Below are 14,702 nucleotides of genomic sequence, written 5' to 3'. Positions count from 1 at the left end.
ACAAGGAGGACACCCTATGAGTGTGATTGAACGTCTGGCTGAAAAAGTAGCTAGGCAAGAAGAAAAGGTCTCACGTGAGATGGAGAAATTGGAACACTATCGTGACCAACTACAAACAGCTATGTACAGTACCTTTATCAAACGGCAACAATCTAGCCAGTTGTCATTTCATGAAGCACTAGAGCAAGCCTTTGGTAAAGAAAATCCACTACAACCAATTTACAGAAATGAGGATACAGAATGAGTAAAACATGGAATTTTGATCAGCCACTAGATGATGTGAAACCGACATCGTCCCATGAAGAACGAGCTAAAATCGCAGCACTTTTCCATAAGCAGGATGAAAAGTCAATTGAAGAAGTAGATTATGTGGCTGCTTTTGAACAGCAACAAAAAGAGTCAAAATCTAAAGATGACCAAACGCCTGAATTAAAAGTTAAACAAAATCAGCCGAAGAAGGTAAATATTACACGCGACTATAAACAGCACTTGGCAGACACCATTGTACAAAACAACAAGGATATTTCCGCCTGTCAGAAGCAAATTGAAGAACTTCATCAATTGATTGATGAAAAGAAAATCCAAAATAAAAAGTTACAGTCTATTTCAGTAGCCATTGATGATTTATAAGTCAGGTAGTCCTATGCGGGCTGCCTTTTTACAATGTAAGGAGAAGATAATGAAATTTTTTCAAAATAAAACACAGAATCAAGACCGATTTAAACGACTGATTCATAGACTGTCGGAGATGTCGGATATTGAACTAACCAAAGTAGAGCAACTTTTAGATGTGGTCTTTGATCCAAATTTCAAGTCTAGTGAGAGAGTAGAAATATCTCGAAACGATATAACCACTGAGGAACAAAGCCTTGATAGGTCAATCCATGAAGCGAAAAATAAACTTAACACGGAACAATTGGAAAAAAACATTGAGAGATTTAGACAAGGTAGGCGAGAGAGCAATAATAACAAATAACAGTCCAATTATAGAGAAGTTTTTTTATCATTCAATTAATAATTCAACAATTGTCGTTTTACATGATATAATGAAGATAAATAACGACGTTAATTTAAGGAGGAACTCATGCCAACTTTACAGTCACAGTTTATTAAATTTCACGACACAATTAAGCTAGATGCTGATGATAAAAAGATTTTAATCGACAAACGTAAAGAGGTTGAAGAAGTAATTAACAATGGTGTTTCAGAATTTGGAAAAAGCTTTTTCAACCAAGGAAGCTACTCAACTTACACAGGTATTTTGCCAATTGATGAAGGAGATTATGACTTAGATAGAGGTTTAAAAATCGATGTTGATAGACATTCGAATTCTCCTAAAGAGATAAAGAAATTTATTTTTGATGCATTAGTCTCCGAATTTGGTGAAAATAGAGTCAAAGTAAAAAATCCATGTGTGACAGTATCATTTCCTGAAGATAATGTTCACATTGATATAGCGGTGTATTGTACTGAAAATGATAACTATTTTTTAGCCAGAGGAAAACTTAATAGTATTGATGAAAATATTAAATGGGAGGAAGCAGACCCTGTAGAATTAACGAAAAAAATTAATAATGCTATGGAGAACTCCGAAGACAGAAACCAATTTCGGAGAGTAATTCGTTACTTAAAAAGATGGAAAGATCTCAAATTTAAAAATCAAGATAATAGACCGACAGGAATTGGAATTTCAGTTTTTGCTGTCAGTAATTTTTCTGTAAGCAAAAAAGTAGACTATTTATCAGGAAATACTACTTATGATGATATTTCAGCTTTAAGAAATTTAGTAAATACTATGATTAATTCATTTTCGGATACATATGATGTTGATAGAAAGTTATTTTATCCGAGATTAGAGGTTTACTTACCGGTTAAGCCATATACTGATGTATATGAAAGGGTATCAAATATACAAATGGAAGCCTTTAAGAATAAATTAGAAAAATTAAGAGACTCACTAGATGAGGCAATAGATTCTACTGATTTAAGTGAGTCTACAAAAGTATTGAGTAAACAGTTTGGTGATGATTTTCCTATTATTGAACAAAAAGAGACAGCAGAAAACTTTGGAACTCGGGCTATAATCAGTGATTATCCAAGTGCTTAGAGGCGTGTATGTTAGAAAAAAAATAAATATTCCAGATGTACTTTGACGAAATACCTTCAGAGAGCCTGGAATTAGAAGATAAGGAATGCTATTTTTATCAATATAAAAAATTTACCTTAAAAATTATCATTTCTAATGATTTTCCCCATTCACTTCCTGAAATCTATCTTTCAAATTATATGCATTTTAATAAATGGTACAGCCATGTCGGTTCCGAAGGGAAATTGTGTTACATTTCAGAAGATAATTTAATTTGGGACTTTAATAATCCAAGTGGCTTATTAAAAGATTGCTGTGAAAAAGTAAAGGAATTACTGGATAGTTGGGATACACCAAAAATGACCGAAGAGCTCAGGAAAGAGTTTCTCTCATATTGGCATATCAGTTGTTTGAAGTCAAAAACAAAATATATAGAGATTCGAAGTTATTTATCCAGGGTCAGTACATTTGAGAAATATGAATTAGTCCTATCGAATCAGAAATTCCATCTTTTTAATTATGGTTCACAACTCAAAGGGAGTGTTGCGCCACATTCTAAAAAAAGTAGAGATGTTTATATACTTCCACTTAAAGATTCGAATTCTGTGATTCCTCCTAATCCCCTGAATGAACTAACAGAAGCAACGTTTAAGAAAATGATCACAGGAAATCTATCTTCGGGTGTTTTACACCGCTTCCAAAAGTGGTGTAAAACGAAACGAAAGTCATTCATATTAATTTTATCACTTCCTATATCTGATAATGATTATGTTTTGTTTGGTGCGCTTTTTGAGTCTAGAACTTCCAAATATCCATTTAAAATTGATAATAAGGTACCACAAAAAAATAAAGATAGAAAAAAATTGGTTCTAAGGCTAAAAAATCCAAAAATGGGAGTTTCAATATTACTCCAGTATATATTACAAGATTCGACAAGGAGTATAGAGTGAGTAGGACATCCCAAGAATATGATTTTCTGAATAAAAAAGTTGTAATTGTTGGACTTGGATCTGTAGGATCATTTGTTGCAAACAATTTATCTAAAATGGGTATAGAGAAACTTTTTTTAATAGATCCTGATTTTTTAACGGTCGATAACATTTCAAGGCACTACTTAGGTATGGATAGTATAATAGATAATATTCAAAAAGTAGACGCTTTAGAAGATAGATTGAAAAAAGAAAATCCTGATTTAGAAATTGAATGTGAGGGTATCCGATTTCAAGAAATAGTTCGGAAGAATCCAAATTTATTTTATGAATATGATTTTGTTTTTTCTTGTGTCGGAGATACTAAAACTAATTTTGAAATTAATCATTTTTTCAGAAAGATTGGAAAAACGGTATTGTATTGCTGGTTAGATCCATATGGAGTTGGGTATCATAACCTACTAGTTTCTCCGCAAAATAATGGATGCTATATGTGTATGAACTATGAAGATGGGCATCTTGTTAATAATAGAGCCTCTTTTGCAGAGAAAAATCAAATATTTGAAAAGCGTCTAGCTAGCTGTTATTCTTCATTTATTCCTTATAATGTTATTGCGCCTAGTTCTTTGGCAAATAAAGCTATAGAAGTATATTTACAGTACTTGGATGGGGAATTTTCTTCTGAAAACAGACTAGTATCAGAAATTGGTTCAGATAAACAGTTTGGAAAAGAAGGATTTACATATAGTGTTCGATACTACAATTGTTTAAAAAATAGTGATTTATTAAATGTTTCTTTAAGAACAAATATATCTTGTCCAGAGTGTAACGGAGATTATAAAGTTGATATATGTAAAACTGAATAATAAATATCAAATTGTAATACCATCTGATATTTTTAATTCATTACTAGAGTTTAGGCAATTGGGTTTGGAACCTGAAGCAGGTGGTATTTTTGTTGGTAAGAGACTTTTAAATAATTCGATACTTATTATAAATTTTTCAGAACCACAGGATAATGATGTAAGAAGTAGATTTAAATTCTCAAAAACTTCTCCATATCACCAGAAGTTTGCAGATGATTATTTTGGTAAAAGTTCAGGTTTTATAAGTTTAATTGGAGAATGGCATACCCATCCTGAAGATATACCTATTGCATCTTGTGTTGACATTCACTCATGGGAAAAAATTATCTCAGATAATGATGACAGGTTATTCTTTTTGATAGTTGGACTTCGGGCTGGTAGATTCTACTTTGGGGAATCAAATAAGTGGCAATCCACTCTAATCTATTTTAAGGATGTATAGATACGTATGAATCGAAAAAATAAATTATTTAAGAAATTCTTTTTTTGGTCTCAAAAATTTTATTTACCATTAGTGTTAATTTTTATATTTCCAATTCTGATTTGTTATTTGATTGGGAAGAGTTTGACCCTGGTTGAAGTTGAAAAAATATCAAATACCAATTTTTTTACAAGAGCTATTTTTGAAATAATTCCTGATAATTCTACCGCTACTTATATAGTTCTTTATTTATTAATCTCTACTTCATTATTGATGATTTTTAGAAAAAACAATGCTGAACGAACATTTAATGATGGTCATTCTGTATATCTTCATAACTGTTATAAAAGACTGTGGATTGCAGCAAATTTATTAGGTTATCGAAAGTTACAACTTATAGGTGTCTCAATACCAATGCAGTTTGAACTTATTAATAATGGAGTTTTTTCAGAGTTTATCTCTGAATCATCAGTTGTTCAATATGATGAATTTCAAGGAGAAATTATTGTTGAGTATCTAATTGAAAACAAAAAGAATAAAGTTGTAAATTTATTAGTATGTGATACATATGATATTCCTATAGAAAAATTAGCACCTGACTATTTGGAAAATACAACAGTAAAAATTTCATCGCAAAGAAATTATAGTGGCAACAGATATAACAATCCTCTATTAGTTAGTACAGTTCGAGAAGAGGTACAGAAAATAGTTAACACCTATAATGAGGTTAATCTATTCATGACAACAAATCCATTAAATACACAAGGAATTGTAGGAAAAGCATTTTTAACATTAGATAGATCAGGTTTTGATAAAGTCTCAGTTATACAGATGGATGAAACAAAAATTTACAAAGCTCCATTTGTAATATACGAAAATTAATAGGAAATCAATGGTTGAGAATTGTAAAACTCTTCTTAGTGTTTTATTGCAATTATTTTTTAGAGAGCCACCTGGCTCTTTTTCTTATTTTTTTGATGATGTGATACCTTTTCCAAATCACCTCTATTATCCTAATATCATTCCTAAGAAAATCAATCCTCGATTTTTCACTGGGGGTTTGGAGGCGAAGCCACCAAGTTATCTTATCGTTAGCTGTCAAAACTGGAAGGATTTCAGCTGGCGATATGATTTTTGGGATATTGTGGACACAATATCTGAGCTCGCAAAAGCCGAAAAGGGAAGATTTGAGGCTTTTAGGAAGCCCCCGTATCAGATACGGTATCGGTGCTAACCCGCTAGAGGGAAATGTGAGAAGGAGTGTATCATCATGACAGAAAGTTATCGGACAATTCGTAAGGAAATCAACTTGACGCTTGAGGAATTTGAGCAGATTCAACTACTGATGAGAAAGGAGAATGCGGAGCAGTTTTCTCCCTTTGTCAGACAAAAACTATTGGACATTGTCAATAACAAGGATGACATCAGAGATTGGTTTATTCTGTGGCAATCTCAAAAAACAGAACAAATCAGTAGAGATATTTTACAGGTAGCGACTCTAGCGGAACGAGGCCATCAGGTCACGTCAGAACACTTAAGAATTATATTGACTTGTGTTCAAGAACTGATGACAGAAGTAGAGAAGGCAGTACCACTCAGTTCAGAATTTCGAGATAAGTATATGGGAGGTTAGATATGGAAAATCGTTATCGAACCAATCTCAAAAAAGTCTTTTTAACAGACCAGGAACTTGCGAACCTGAACAATCATATTAGCCAAAGTTCTTGTCAAAATTTTTCTGCTTATGCCAGAAAGGTTTTGCTTAATCCAAATATGACCTTTTTAACAATTGATACCAGTAACTACCAAGACTTGGTTTTTGAATTACGTCGAATTGGCAATAACATTAACCAGATAGCTAAAACAGTCAATCAGACAAAACTTCTGACAGTAGAGCAGCGAGATAATTTGAAAACGGGCATAGGTCAGCTGATTGCGGAAGTTGATAAGGACTTCTATGTCAAGTGTCAAAAGTTGAGGGAATTTTATGGTAGTCACTAAGCATTTTGCGGTTCATGGCAACAAATACCGTAAAAGTCTTATCAAGTATATTCTAAATCCAGCTAAGACTGACCAACTCAAATTGGTTTCAGATTTTGGAATGAGCAATTACCTCGACTTCCCTAATTATGAAGAAATAGTTGAGATGTATCAGGCAAACTTTGTCAATAATGATAGGCTTTACGATTCGAGAAATGACCGGCAACAAATCAAGCAAAATAAAATTCATGCTCATCATCTTATCCAGTCATTCTCACCTGAGGATAATCTTACACCTGAAGAAATCAATCGTATTGGTTATGAGACGATAAAGGAGTTGACTGGCGGAAACTTTCGCTTTATTGTGACAACCCATACGGATAGGTCGCATGTTCATAACCATATCCTCATCAATTCTGTTGACCTCAATTCTTATAAGAAACTCAAATGGGATTATGCTCAGGAGAGAAATTTACGGATGATTTCTGACCGTCTTTCCAAAGAAGCAGGTGCCAAAATTATCACACCGAACCGTTATTCTCATGAGAAGTTTGTGACCTATCGCAAAAGTAATCACAAATTTGAATTGAAGCAACGTCTTTATTTTCTGATGGAGAATAGTAAGGATTTTGACGACTTTTTATCCAAGGCAGAAGCATTGAATGTTCAGATTGATTTTTCAAGAAAATACGCTCGTTTTTTGATGACGGATATGCCTATGAAGCGAGTTATTCGAGGCAAGCAACTAGATAAACGTCAACCCTATACCGAGGAATACTTTCGAGAGCACTTTGCCAAGCGAGCGATTGAGCAATGTTTAGATTTTCTCTTACCCAGAGTTCGTGACCTTTCACAACTTTTGGAGTTTGCAAGAGAACTCAACCTTGCTATGTCTCTAAAACAAAAGAATGTGGCGTTTACTCTAACAAAAAATAGTCAGAGCATTACAGTCAATAATCAAAAAGTCAGTTCCAAAAATCTCTACGATGTTCAATTTTTCGAGACTTACTTTGAGAAACGTGGAGAAGTTCCTGATATTGACCAGTCGCAACTTATTTCCGACTTTGAGGGATATTGTGAGGAACAAGATAAGGAAAAGCTAGCTTATGAAGACTTGCAAGAGGCTTATCAGGCATTTAAGGAGAAACGAGACCAGGTTCAAGAGTTTGAGGTCGTCTTAGCTGACCATCAGATTGATAAGTTAGTCAAAGATGGTCTCTTTGTCAGAATGAATTACGGCGTTAAAAAAGATGGCTTGGTCTTTATCCCAAACCGTCATTTAGATATTAAAGAGACAGAGAGTGGTAAACACTACCATGCCTTTATCCGTGAGACCGCACAATTTTTCATTTACAATAAGGAGGCGTCCGAACTCAATCGCTATATGCGAGGGCGTGAACTCATTCGTCAGTTAACCAATGATAGCCAGACTATCTCTAAAAGAAAAAGACCGACCATTGACACACTTAATAAAAAGATTGAAGAGATTAATCTTCTTATTGAGTTGGGTACGGAGAATAAGTCTTATCAAGATATTAAAGACGAGATTATTAAGGATATTGCTCAATTAGATTTGACCATTACAGAGATTCAGGAACACATAGATCATCTCAACAAGGTTGCGGAAGTCTTGCTTAACCTGGACAATAACGATATAGAGAACCGCCGCTTGGCCAAATATGACTATGCCAAGATGAATCTAACTGCGGCTATAAAACTGGAACAAGTTGAGAAAGAAATCGAAATCTATCAAATTAAGTTAGATAAGTCAATAGATGATTATGAGTATTTAATAAGGAGGTTGGAAAAGTTTGTCAAAATTTTAAATGAAATAGACTCAAGCAAGGATGAACTAAAATTTGAACACAGTGAAAAAAATGTGAAAGAATAGCATTTTTCGGATTTATTGATACCAAATATTGAGTACTCTGAAGAAATTCTGAAATAAAATTGATAAAAAGGAATAAAAAACTAAGGAGATGATATTATGAAAAAGATAGGCTTATTGTCGAATGTTTTTATATCATTGTTTATTGTTATATTAGCTAGCGGTTCTGTGTCATCAGGAGTAAGTGCTAATGAAAATAAGGAAATTAGTTATAATGTTTTAGTTAGTGAAAATAAATCTATTGAGGATGTAGAAGATGTTTTACAAAGCCAAGGAATTAAAGTTACTGATAAAATACCTGAAATAAATTTTTTAACTATTTCTACCGAAAAAAGTGAAGATACAATAAAAAAAGAAAACTCTAATTATATTGATGACATAGTTATAGATAATACTATGACTGTAAAGCCTAATATTACTTATTTGTATGGGGACAAGGTTTATACAAATACTAATTTAGATTTTTGGGGAAATCAGTGGGATATGCAAAAGAGTATTAGTACTGGAAGTAAATTTCAACATAAGTCCTCTGGTAAAGCAACAATTGGTGTAATAGATTCTGGTATTACATATGATAATCCAGATATTTATTCACACATTATTTCAGTACAAAATTTCACATCAAATTTGGAAACAGGAATAGTTGATAACCAAAATGTTGTAGATAAAATTGGGCATGGGACCTCTGTTGTGGGACAAATTTCATCAAGTGGAGAATATTTAGGGATAGCACCTGACATGAAAATACGAATGTATCGTGTTTTTGATGAAGGGAATGCTCAAGACCAATGGATTCTCAAAGCGCTCATTCAAGCATCAAAAGATGATGTTGATGTTATTAACCTTAGTTTAGGAGAATATTTGTTAAGAGATTCCACTGATGAAGATGATGATACAGCTTTGATCAATATCTATCAACGGGCAATTAATTATGCTCATAATCAAGGTTCCGTTGTCGTTGCTTCAGTAGGTGATGAAGGGATGGATTTACAGAATCAAGATGAATTAAAAAACTACCTTGGTAGTTTAAGAGGAAAAGATTATAGTCAAGTTGATGGAACTGTACAAGATATTCCGGCTGAATTAGACAATGTTGTTACAGTTGGTTCAGTAGATGATAACGATCTTGTATCTAGTTTCTCAAATCAAGGGAATGGTGACATTGATATCTATGCAACAGGAGGTGGAAGTCAAGCGCTTTCTAAAGTAGGATATGATAAATGGGTAGCTGATAAATTATATGAAAAAGAATGGATTCTTGTTCCAACGCTTGAAGGAAAGTATACATATGCATATGGGACTTCAATTTCGACTCCTAAAGTCTCCGCAGCTTTAGGATTGATTATAGAAAAGTATAATTTGAAGGACCAACCAGATGAAGCTATTCGAATTTTATATGATAATTGTTTTTTTAGTAATAATGGAAACAATGGACAAATTAGGCTACTAAATATTACAAATTTTGTGCAATAATAGTGTAAAATAGTAATATGAGATAAAAGAGGTACCTAGTATGTATAAGATTTTGGTAGTTGATGATGATTTTGAAATTGTAAAATTGATGCGAACAATTTTAGAAATGAAAAACTATAATGTGACGACTTATCAAGAAGTTAGGCTTCCTATAAAAATAAGTGATTTTGATGGATTTGATTTAATATTGCTTGATGTTATGATGCCTAATGTTGATGGTCTGCAAATCTGTAAACAGATTCGTAAATCAGTATCCTCTCCGATTATTTTTGTCAGTGCAAAAGATTCTGAAGATGATATTGTATCTGGCTTAAATCTTGGTGGTGACGATTATATAACAAAGCCATTTAGTGTTAATCAACTAGTTGCCAAGGTTGCAGCGCATTTAAAACGAGAAGAACGTTATAGAAATGCTGAATCTAATGAATCTGTTATTCGAGAATTACTTCCACTAACATTTTACCTTCAAGAAAAACTCGTGTGTGTTAATGGTGAAGCTATTTCTCTTACTAAAAGGGAATATGATATTTTAGAGCTATTATCTAGTAAGACAAATAAGGTTTATACAAGAGAAGAAATCTATGAATGTGTCTATGATGATGAAGCAGATGCATTATTTCGTTCAATTTCGGAATATATTTATCAAATTAGAGTCAAGTTTGTTCCCTATGGAATTAATCCCATTAAAACAATAAGGGGGATGGGATATAAGTGGAATGATGAAAAGATATTCAATTAATAAGCGGATTTTAAGGACAGTCCTTGAAATAGTGATTGGTACAGTTGCAAATGTTATTATGTTGCTTGTATTGAGCTACGTTCTTATTTTTACAGGTCAGTTGAATACATATGGAACAGACTATCATATTTCAATTAGTGATAGTAAATCTGCTAGCAGTATTAAGAATCAAATGGATTACTCTGTCTTTGATTATGTATTGTTTGATAGCGATAATGGCGAATTGGTCTCTGGAAAATATCAAAAACAGGATTTACAATATTATAAAGAAGTTTTTGATACTGGAAGTTCGGTTAGCAAGGGGTCTATATTGTTTACAGAATATGAAAACTCAGATTTTATTTTGGTTATTAGAAGACCAACAATGCCCGAATTTGTAAATCGAAACTTTCGACATATTTCCTATAATTTAGTCTCTTATTTGTTTTTTATAGTGCTAGAGTTACTACTCATCTCTATCTCCGTTATCAGGCTCTTAAGAGAATTTACAAAAAATTTTCGTTTAATTGAAAAAATATCTCTGAATATGGGAATACCAGGAATGGATATTGGACATAAAGAAACTGAAATCCTAGAATGTAATAACATTTTATTGACGCTTTATCAAAAAGACGAAGAGTTGACAAAGTTATTAGAAATGGAGAAAAAAGATAAAGAAGATTTGTCATTTCAAGTTGCTGCATTAGCACATGATATTAAAACACCATTAACTGTTTTAAAGGGGAATATCGAGTTGCTTGAGATGACTAATCTAGATGAAAAACAATTAGATTTTATGTCCTCAATGAATCATAGTGTTGGTATATTTGAAAAGTATTTTAATTCAATGGTTAATTACTCAAGGTTGCTAATTGAGGATAAGAATTATCAGGAAGATATTGAATTAGCAAAATTTCTTGATGAATTATCATTAGAATGTCAAGATATTATGTCTTCAAAAAAAATTAATTTTCAAATAGTTAATGAATCCCATACCAGAGTGATTAAAGGAAATCGTCTCAACTTAGATCGAGCTTTGATAAATATCTTATCTAATGCGACTAGATTTTGTTCAGAAGAGGGCAAGGTGGTACTGACTATATCTGAAAGTTCTAACTTTATCAGTTTTGAGATTTGGAATAATGGTTTACCATTTACAGAAGAGTCTCTTAAAGATGGAGGAAAACTTTTTTACACAGAGAATAAAGGAAGAAATGATAAGCATTACGGAATAGGACTTTCATTTGCTCAAAAGATAGCTATGAAACATCAAGGTCAATTAGTACTCTCAAATCCACAAAATGGTGGTGCACAGGTCACTTTATTGATTAAAAATTTTCAGGGGGCTGGTCAAAAAGCCTAATATAAACAAAACCGCATGAAATTTTTCATTTACAAACGTTGATTTTATGCGGTTTTTTGTTTCGAAAATTTGAAAAAATCAATGAGATATCGACTTTTTGCTCAATCTTTTTTTCTGAACAAATACTGAAATTTCTTTTGTATTATAATAAAAGAAATGGAGGCAGAAAAAATGGAAGTTATCATTCAAAATCTAAGAAAAAGCTATAAAGACAAAGAGGTTTTAAAAGACGTTTCATTTAAAATTGAAGAAGGTACTATTTGTGGTCTTCTGGGAGTAAATGGGGCTGGGAAATCCACCATTATGAAAATTCTTTTTGGGTTAGAAAGAGCTGATAGTGGAGAAGTCATTTTCAATGGAAAGCATAAGGATATTGTAGAAGAAAATAGATTTGATATTGGAGCGTTGATTGAATCTCCTGCTATCTATTTGAATCTTTCTGCATTTGACAATTTAAAAACACGAGCATTGCTACATGATATTCCAGATGAAAGAATTTATGAGGTACTTCAGTTGGTTGGTTTATCTGATACTGGAAAAAAGAAGGCAGGGCACTTTTCATTAGGAATGAAGCAACGACTTGGTTTAGGAATGGCAATTATTACCAATCCTGATTTATTAATTTTAGATGAGCCAACTAATGGTCTAGATCCAGATGGGATAAAAGAATTGCTAAATTTAATTAGGGATTTAAAAAAATCTGGAATGACAGTCCTCTTGTCCAGCCATCAACTAAGTGAAGTCAGCAAAATTGCGGATCAAATCGTTATACTGAATCAGGGCAAGATTTTTTACGATGATACTAATAAGAATTCAAATGATTTAGAAAACCTATTCTTTAGAATTGTCCATGGAGGTGATGGAAATGACTAATATTTTTAAATCTGAGTGGCTGAAGCAAAAATCTAGCTCTGATAAAAAATTACTAATCCTTATTCCTTTGCTAGCAATTTTTATAGCTTTCATACTAGCAGGACCTCTCAATTTAGAAAGTTTTTCAATTTATTGGTGGGAGGGAGGATTTCTTTTCACTCTCCTTGGGTTATTGTTTTTAGCTGATTATAGCGCGGAGGAGAATGCAGGTGCGTTTCAAAATATTAGCTTGGGTAGATATACGTTTACTATTTATTTAGCGAAGATACTGTTGAAGTTCAAGGATGTTTTGATTTCAACCTTTATTTTTACGATAATATTTTATGGCATCTCATTTCTTTTTTCAGGTGTGATGTCAGTAGACATTGGTAAAGATTTGATTTGTTTATTACTTATTGGTGTTTCTTCTGCTTGGGTATTACCACTATTATATTTTCTAGCAAAGTGGATAAATCCCTACTTGTTGTTGGCTACAAATTCTCTTATTTGCTTATTAGTTGCTCCTCTAATAGCTCAGACATCGGTTTGGTTCATATTTCCTTATACTTATCACTATAAAATTGCTTATGCTCTTTTACATTTAAAACCCTCAGGTGATTTAGAGGCAGCATTAAGTGGAGTTGAAATATCGACAATTTTAATATCAGTATCTCTTTCAATCTTAGTTTTTGTGAGTTTCCTTAGTTTGTTGAAGTGGAGGATAACTAATGAACAAAATTCTAAAAAGTGAGTTGCTAAAGTTGAAAGGCTCTCTTACTTTAAATCTTATTTTAATTTTATCAATTATTCAATTATTCACAATTCCTCTTTATTTACAGTTTACAAATAATTCAGTTGTAATTGAAAATATCATTTTTTTACCTATGTTAGGATATTGTATATTAGCATCAATTTTCTCTATTTCTCTTCATGAACAAGAGGAAAAAGCAAATTTCTTTCAAAATATAAAAAGCGAAAAAAATAGTGGAATAATTTGGGGAATAAAGCTTATTTCGACAGACTTACTTATGGTTTTATTGGGAGTTCCAGTTTGGATAGTGGTAGGAGTTGAATTTAATAGACTCTCTTACTTTGCGTATGTTGGTGTGATTACTTGGTTATTATTAGTCTTACTTAACCATTTCCATATGTTACTTAGTCTTATCATGGGAAAGGGAGGGAATCTAGTAATTTCTTTTATCGAATGTCTGTTTATTATATTTGCAACCAATAAAGTATTTTTAAATATCTTCTGGTTGCCTATCGTTTTACCTGTTAATATGATTCTAGAAATTGGGAAAAATGAAATTTTTATGATTCTAGTATACTTAATTGGTTTTATCATATTATCGTATTTTTGTAATTTAGCTGTTATGAATAATGTTGAAATTCAAAAAATATGTAAAAAGAGGTAAATTTTAGAGGTCACTAAAAGAGTAGAATACAACAAAATTCAATAGATAAAAAGCGAATGACAGCATATTTTGAAATCTAAAGATTGCAGGTCATCCGCTTTTTATGTCTGTTTTATTATCTTTTCAAGACAGTATTGTTCATGATATTTTAAAAATATCAGACTTTTTCAGTAGTTTCATTGGTCAACTATCTTTTTATTTAATTGTCCAGAGTATCAGTATAAATATTTCATGCATTCTAAATAAAAAATTTGTCTATTCTCTATAATTATGAACAAATTCTGAACTAGGTATCTTACAATATATTTGTTCGAACAAAGAAAAAATAATTGGAGGAATTTTATTATGAACAATGAAGATTTCAATTTAGATCTTGTCACAATCTCAAAGGAAAACAACTCAGGAGCTTCACCTCGGGTAACTAGTGTATCATTATGTACCCCTGGATGTAAGACGGGTATTTTGATGACCTGTGCAATCAAAACCGCAACTTGTGGTTGCCATTTTGGATAAAATTGATTTGTTTAGTAACTATCTTTTTGCAAATCTTGACTAAGAAAGAAAGGGACTCTATATCTTTTCGAGTAAGGTCCCTCTAAATATTAGAATATTTGCTTAGGATATTACTCTTTAGACGAATATGTCTATTGCTAAAATAAAGGTAGTGGATAGTAGTCTACTACCTTTATTTTTATAAATTTCCAAAATAAT

The 14,702-nt window shown here is 32.2% G+C and carries 18 protein-coding genes; all 18 read left to right on the top strand.

What is annotated here, in order from left to right; all coding sequences use genetic code 11:
* Positions 1-16 precede the first annotated feature (16 nt).
* The 18 genes from J2T50_RS09945 to J2T50_RS09860 all read left to right on the top strand — a co-directional run bounded on the left by J2T50_RS09945 (position 17) and on the right by J2T50_RS09860 (position 14,504).
* Positions 17-244, top strand: coding sequence for a DUF5965 family protein (locus J2T50_RS09945; protein WP_253366219.1), 228 nt, complete (start codon positions 17-19; stop codon positions 242-244).
* The gene (locus J2T50_RS09940) at positions 241-630 is read left to right on the top strand and encodes a DUF5945 family protein (RefSeq protein ID WP_253366217.1); all 390 of its coding nucleotides are present in this window, start codon (positions 241-243) and stop codon (positions 628-630) included. Before J2T50_RS09945 ends, J2T50_RS09940 begins: the two co-directional genes overlap by 4 nt.
* 49 nt (positions 631-679) lie before the next feature.
* A complete protein-coding gene (locus J2T50_RS09935; RefSeq protein WP_253366205.1) occupies positions 680-976 on the top strand; it encodes a hypothetical protein in 297 nt (98 codons plus the stop codon).
* Positions 977-1,084: 108 nt separating this feature from the next.
* A complete protein-coding gene (locus tag J2T50_RS09930) occupies positions 1,085-2,107 on the top strand; it encodes a cyclic GMP-AMP synthase DncV-like nucleotidyltransferase (RefSeq protein ID WP_253366203.1) in 1,023 nt (340 codons plus the stop codon).
* Positions 2,108-2,142: 35 nt separating this feature from the next.
* The gene (locus J2T50_RS09925; protein ID WP_253366201.1) at positions 2,143-3,036 is read left to right on the top strand and encodes an E2/UBC family protein; all 894 of its coding nucleotides are present in this window, start codon (positions 2,143-2,145) and stop codon (positions 3,034-3,036) included.
* Positions 3,033-3,881, top strand: coding sequence for a HesA/MoeB/ThiF family protein (locus J2T50_RS09920; protein ID WP_253366200.1), 849 nt, complete (start codon positions 3,033-3,035; stop codon positions 3,879-3,881). The genes J2T50_RS09925 and J2T50_RS09920 overlap by 4 nt, the downstream gene beginning before the upstream one ends.
* Positions 3,859-4,323, top strand: a complete 465-nt coding sequence (locus J2T50_RS09915; RefSeq protein WP_253366199.1) for a Mov34/MPN/PAD-1 family protein — start codon at positions 3,859-3,861, stop codon at positions 4,321-4,323. Before J2T50_RS09920 ends, J2T50_RS09915 begins: the two co-directional genes overlap by 23 nt.
* Before the next feature lie 6 nt (positions 4,324-4,329).
* Complete coding sequence (locus tag J2T50_RS09910) at positions 4,330-5,184, top strand: hypothetical protein (RefSeq protein ID WP_044758815.1); 855 nt, start codon at positions 4,330-4,332, stop codon at positions 5,182-5,184.
* Between the two features lie 388 nt (positions 5,185-5,572).
* Positions 5,573-5,935, top strand: coding sequence for an SAG1252 family conjugative relaxosome accessory protein (locus J2T50_RS09905; protein ID WP_013851909.1), 363 nt, complete (start codon positions 5,573-5,575; stop codon positions 5,933-5,935).
* Between the two features lie 2 nt (positions 5,936-5,937).
* Positions 5,938-6,303, top strand: coding sequence for a MobC family plasmid mobilization relaxosome protein (locus tag J2T50_RS09900; protein ID WP_000431640.1), 366 nt, complete (start codon positions 5,938-5,940; stop codon positions 6,301-6,303).
* Positions 6,290-8,173 (top strand): SAG1250 family conjugative relaxase, encoded by a 1,884-nt coding sequence (locus tag J2T50_RS09895; RefSeq protein WP_253366198.1) that lies wholly within the window; start codon positions 6,290-6,292, stop codon positions 8,171-8,173. The genes J2T50_RS09900 and J2T50_RS09895 overlap by 14 nt, the downstream gene beginning before the upstream one ends.
* A 96-nt stretch (positions 8,174-8,269) precedes the next feature.
* Complete coding sequence (locus J2T50_RS09890; protein WP_253366197.1) at positions 8,270-9,643, top strand: S8 family peptidase; 1,374 nt, start codon at positions 8,270-8,272, stop codon at positions 9,641-9,643.
* Between the two features lie 40 nt (positions 9,644-9,683).
* Positions 9,684-10,382: a response regulator transcription factor gene (locus tag J2T50_RS09885; RefSeq protein ID WP_013851905.1), complete on the top strand. Its 699-nt coding sequence runs from the start codon at positions 9,684-9,686 to the stop codon at positions 10,380-10,382.
* Entirely contained in the window at positions 10,360-11,724 is a 1,365-nt protein-coding gene (locus tag J2T50_RS09880; RefSeq protein ID WP_253366196.1) for a sensor histidine kinase, read from the top strand. Before J2T50_RS09885 ends, J2T50_RS09880 begins: the two co-directional genes overlap by 23 nt.
* Before the next feature lie 171 nt (positions 11,725-11,895).
* Complete coding sequence (locus J2T50_RS09875; protein WP_013851903.1) at positions 11,896-12,597, top strand: ABC transporter ATP-binding protein; 702 nt, start codon at positions 11,896-11,898, stop codon at positions 12,595-12,597.
* Entirely contained in the window at positions 12,590-13,327 is a 738-nt protein-coding gene (locus J2T50_RS09870) for a lantibiotic immunity ABC transporter MutE/EpiE family permease subunit (protein ID WP_029180363.1), read from the top strand. The genes J2T50_RS09875 and J2T50_RS09870 overlap by 8 nt, the downstream gene beginning before the upstream one ends.
* Positions 13,305-13,991 carry an ABC-2 family transporter permease gene (locus J2T50_RS09865; RefSeq protein ID WP_253366195.1) on the top strand — a complete coding sequence of 229 codons (687 nt, stop codon included), beginning with the start codon at positions 13,305-13,307 and terminating at the stop codon, positions 13,989-13,991. Before J2T50_RS09870 ends, J2T50_RS09865 begins: the two co-directional genes overlap by 23 nt.
* 345 nt (positions 13,992-14,336) lie before the next feature.
* Positions 14,337-14,504: a gallidermin/nisin family lantibiotic gene (locus J2T50_RS09860; RefSeq protein WP_253366194.1), complete on the top strand. Its 168-nt coding sequence runs from the start codon at positions 14,337-14,339 to the stop codon at positions 14,502-14,504.
* Positions 14,505-14,702: the final 198 nt, after the last annotated feature.

The sequence above is a fragment of the Streptococcus gallinaceus genome (genome assembly GCF_024170225.1).
Classification (GTDB): domain Bacteria; phylum Bacillota; class Bacilli; order Lactobacillales; family Streptococcaceae; genus Streptococcus; species Streptococcus gallinaceus.
This window is presented reverse-complemented; position numbering and strand designations above follow the sequence as displayed.

Coding starts and splice junctions, on each gene's coding strand:
- J2T50_RS09860 (WP_253366194.1), top strand. CDS start 14,337: ATGAACAATGAAGATTTCAATTTAGATCTTGTCACAATCTCAAAGGAA.
- J2T50_RS09895 (WP_253366198.1), top strand. CDS start 6,290: ATGGTAGTCACTAAGCATTTTGCGGTTCATGGCAACAAATACCGTAAA.
- J2T50_RS09940 (WP_253366217.1), top strand. CDS start 241: ATGAGTAAAACATGGAATTTTGATCAGCCACTAGATGATGTGAAACCG.
- J2T50_RS09945 (WP_253366219.1), top strand. CDS start 17: ATGAGTGTGATTGAACGTCTGGCTGAAAAAGTAGCTAGGCAAGAAGAA.
- J2T50_RS09935 (WP_253366205.1), top strand. CDS start 680: ATGAAATTTTTTCAAAATAAAACACAGAATCAAGACCGATTTAAACGA.
- J2T50_RS09925 (WP_253366201.1), top strand. CDS start 2,143: ATGTACTTTGACGAAATACCTTCAGAGAGCCTGGAATTAGAAGATAAG.
- J2T50_RS09910 (WP_044758815.1), top strand. CDS start 4,330: ATGAATCGAAAAAATAAATTATTTAAGAAATTCTTTTTTTGGTCTCAA.
- J2T50_RS09885 (WP_013851905.1), top strand. CDS start 9,684: ATGTATAAGATTTTGGTAGTTGATGATGATTTTGAAATTGTAAAATTG.
- J2T50_RS09870 (WP_029180363.1), top strand. CDS start 12,590: ATGACTAATATTTTTAAATCTGAGTGGCTGAAGCAAAAATCTAGCTCT.
- J2T50_RS09875 (WP_013851903.1), top strand. CDS start 11,896: ATGGAAGTTATCATTCAAAATCTAAGAAAAAGCTATAAAGACAAAGAG.
- J2T50_RS09930 (WP_253366203.1), top strand. CDS start 1,085: ATGCCAACTTTACAGTCACAGTTTATTAAATTTCACGACACAATTAAG.
- J2T50_RS09865 (WP_253366195.1), top strand. CDS start 13,305: ATGAACAAAATTCTAAAAAGTGAGTTGCTAAAGTTGAAAGGCTCTCTT.
- J2T50_RS09880 (WP_253366196.1), top strand. CDS start 10,360: ATGATGAAAAGATATTCAATTAATAAGCGGATTTTAAGGACAGTCCTT.
- J2T50_RS09890 (WP_253366197.1), top strand. CDS start 8,270: ATGAAAAAGATAGGCTTATTGTCGAATGTTTTTATATCATTGTTTATT.
- J2T50_RS09905 (WP_013851909.1), top strand. CDS start 5,573: ATGACAGAAAGTTATCGGACAATTCGTAAGGAAATCAACTTGACGCTT.
- J2T50_RS09900 (WP_000431640.1), top strand. CDS start 5,938: ATGGAAAATCGTTATCGAACCAATCTCAAAAAAGTCTTTTTAACAGAC.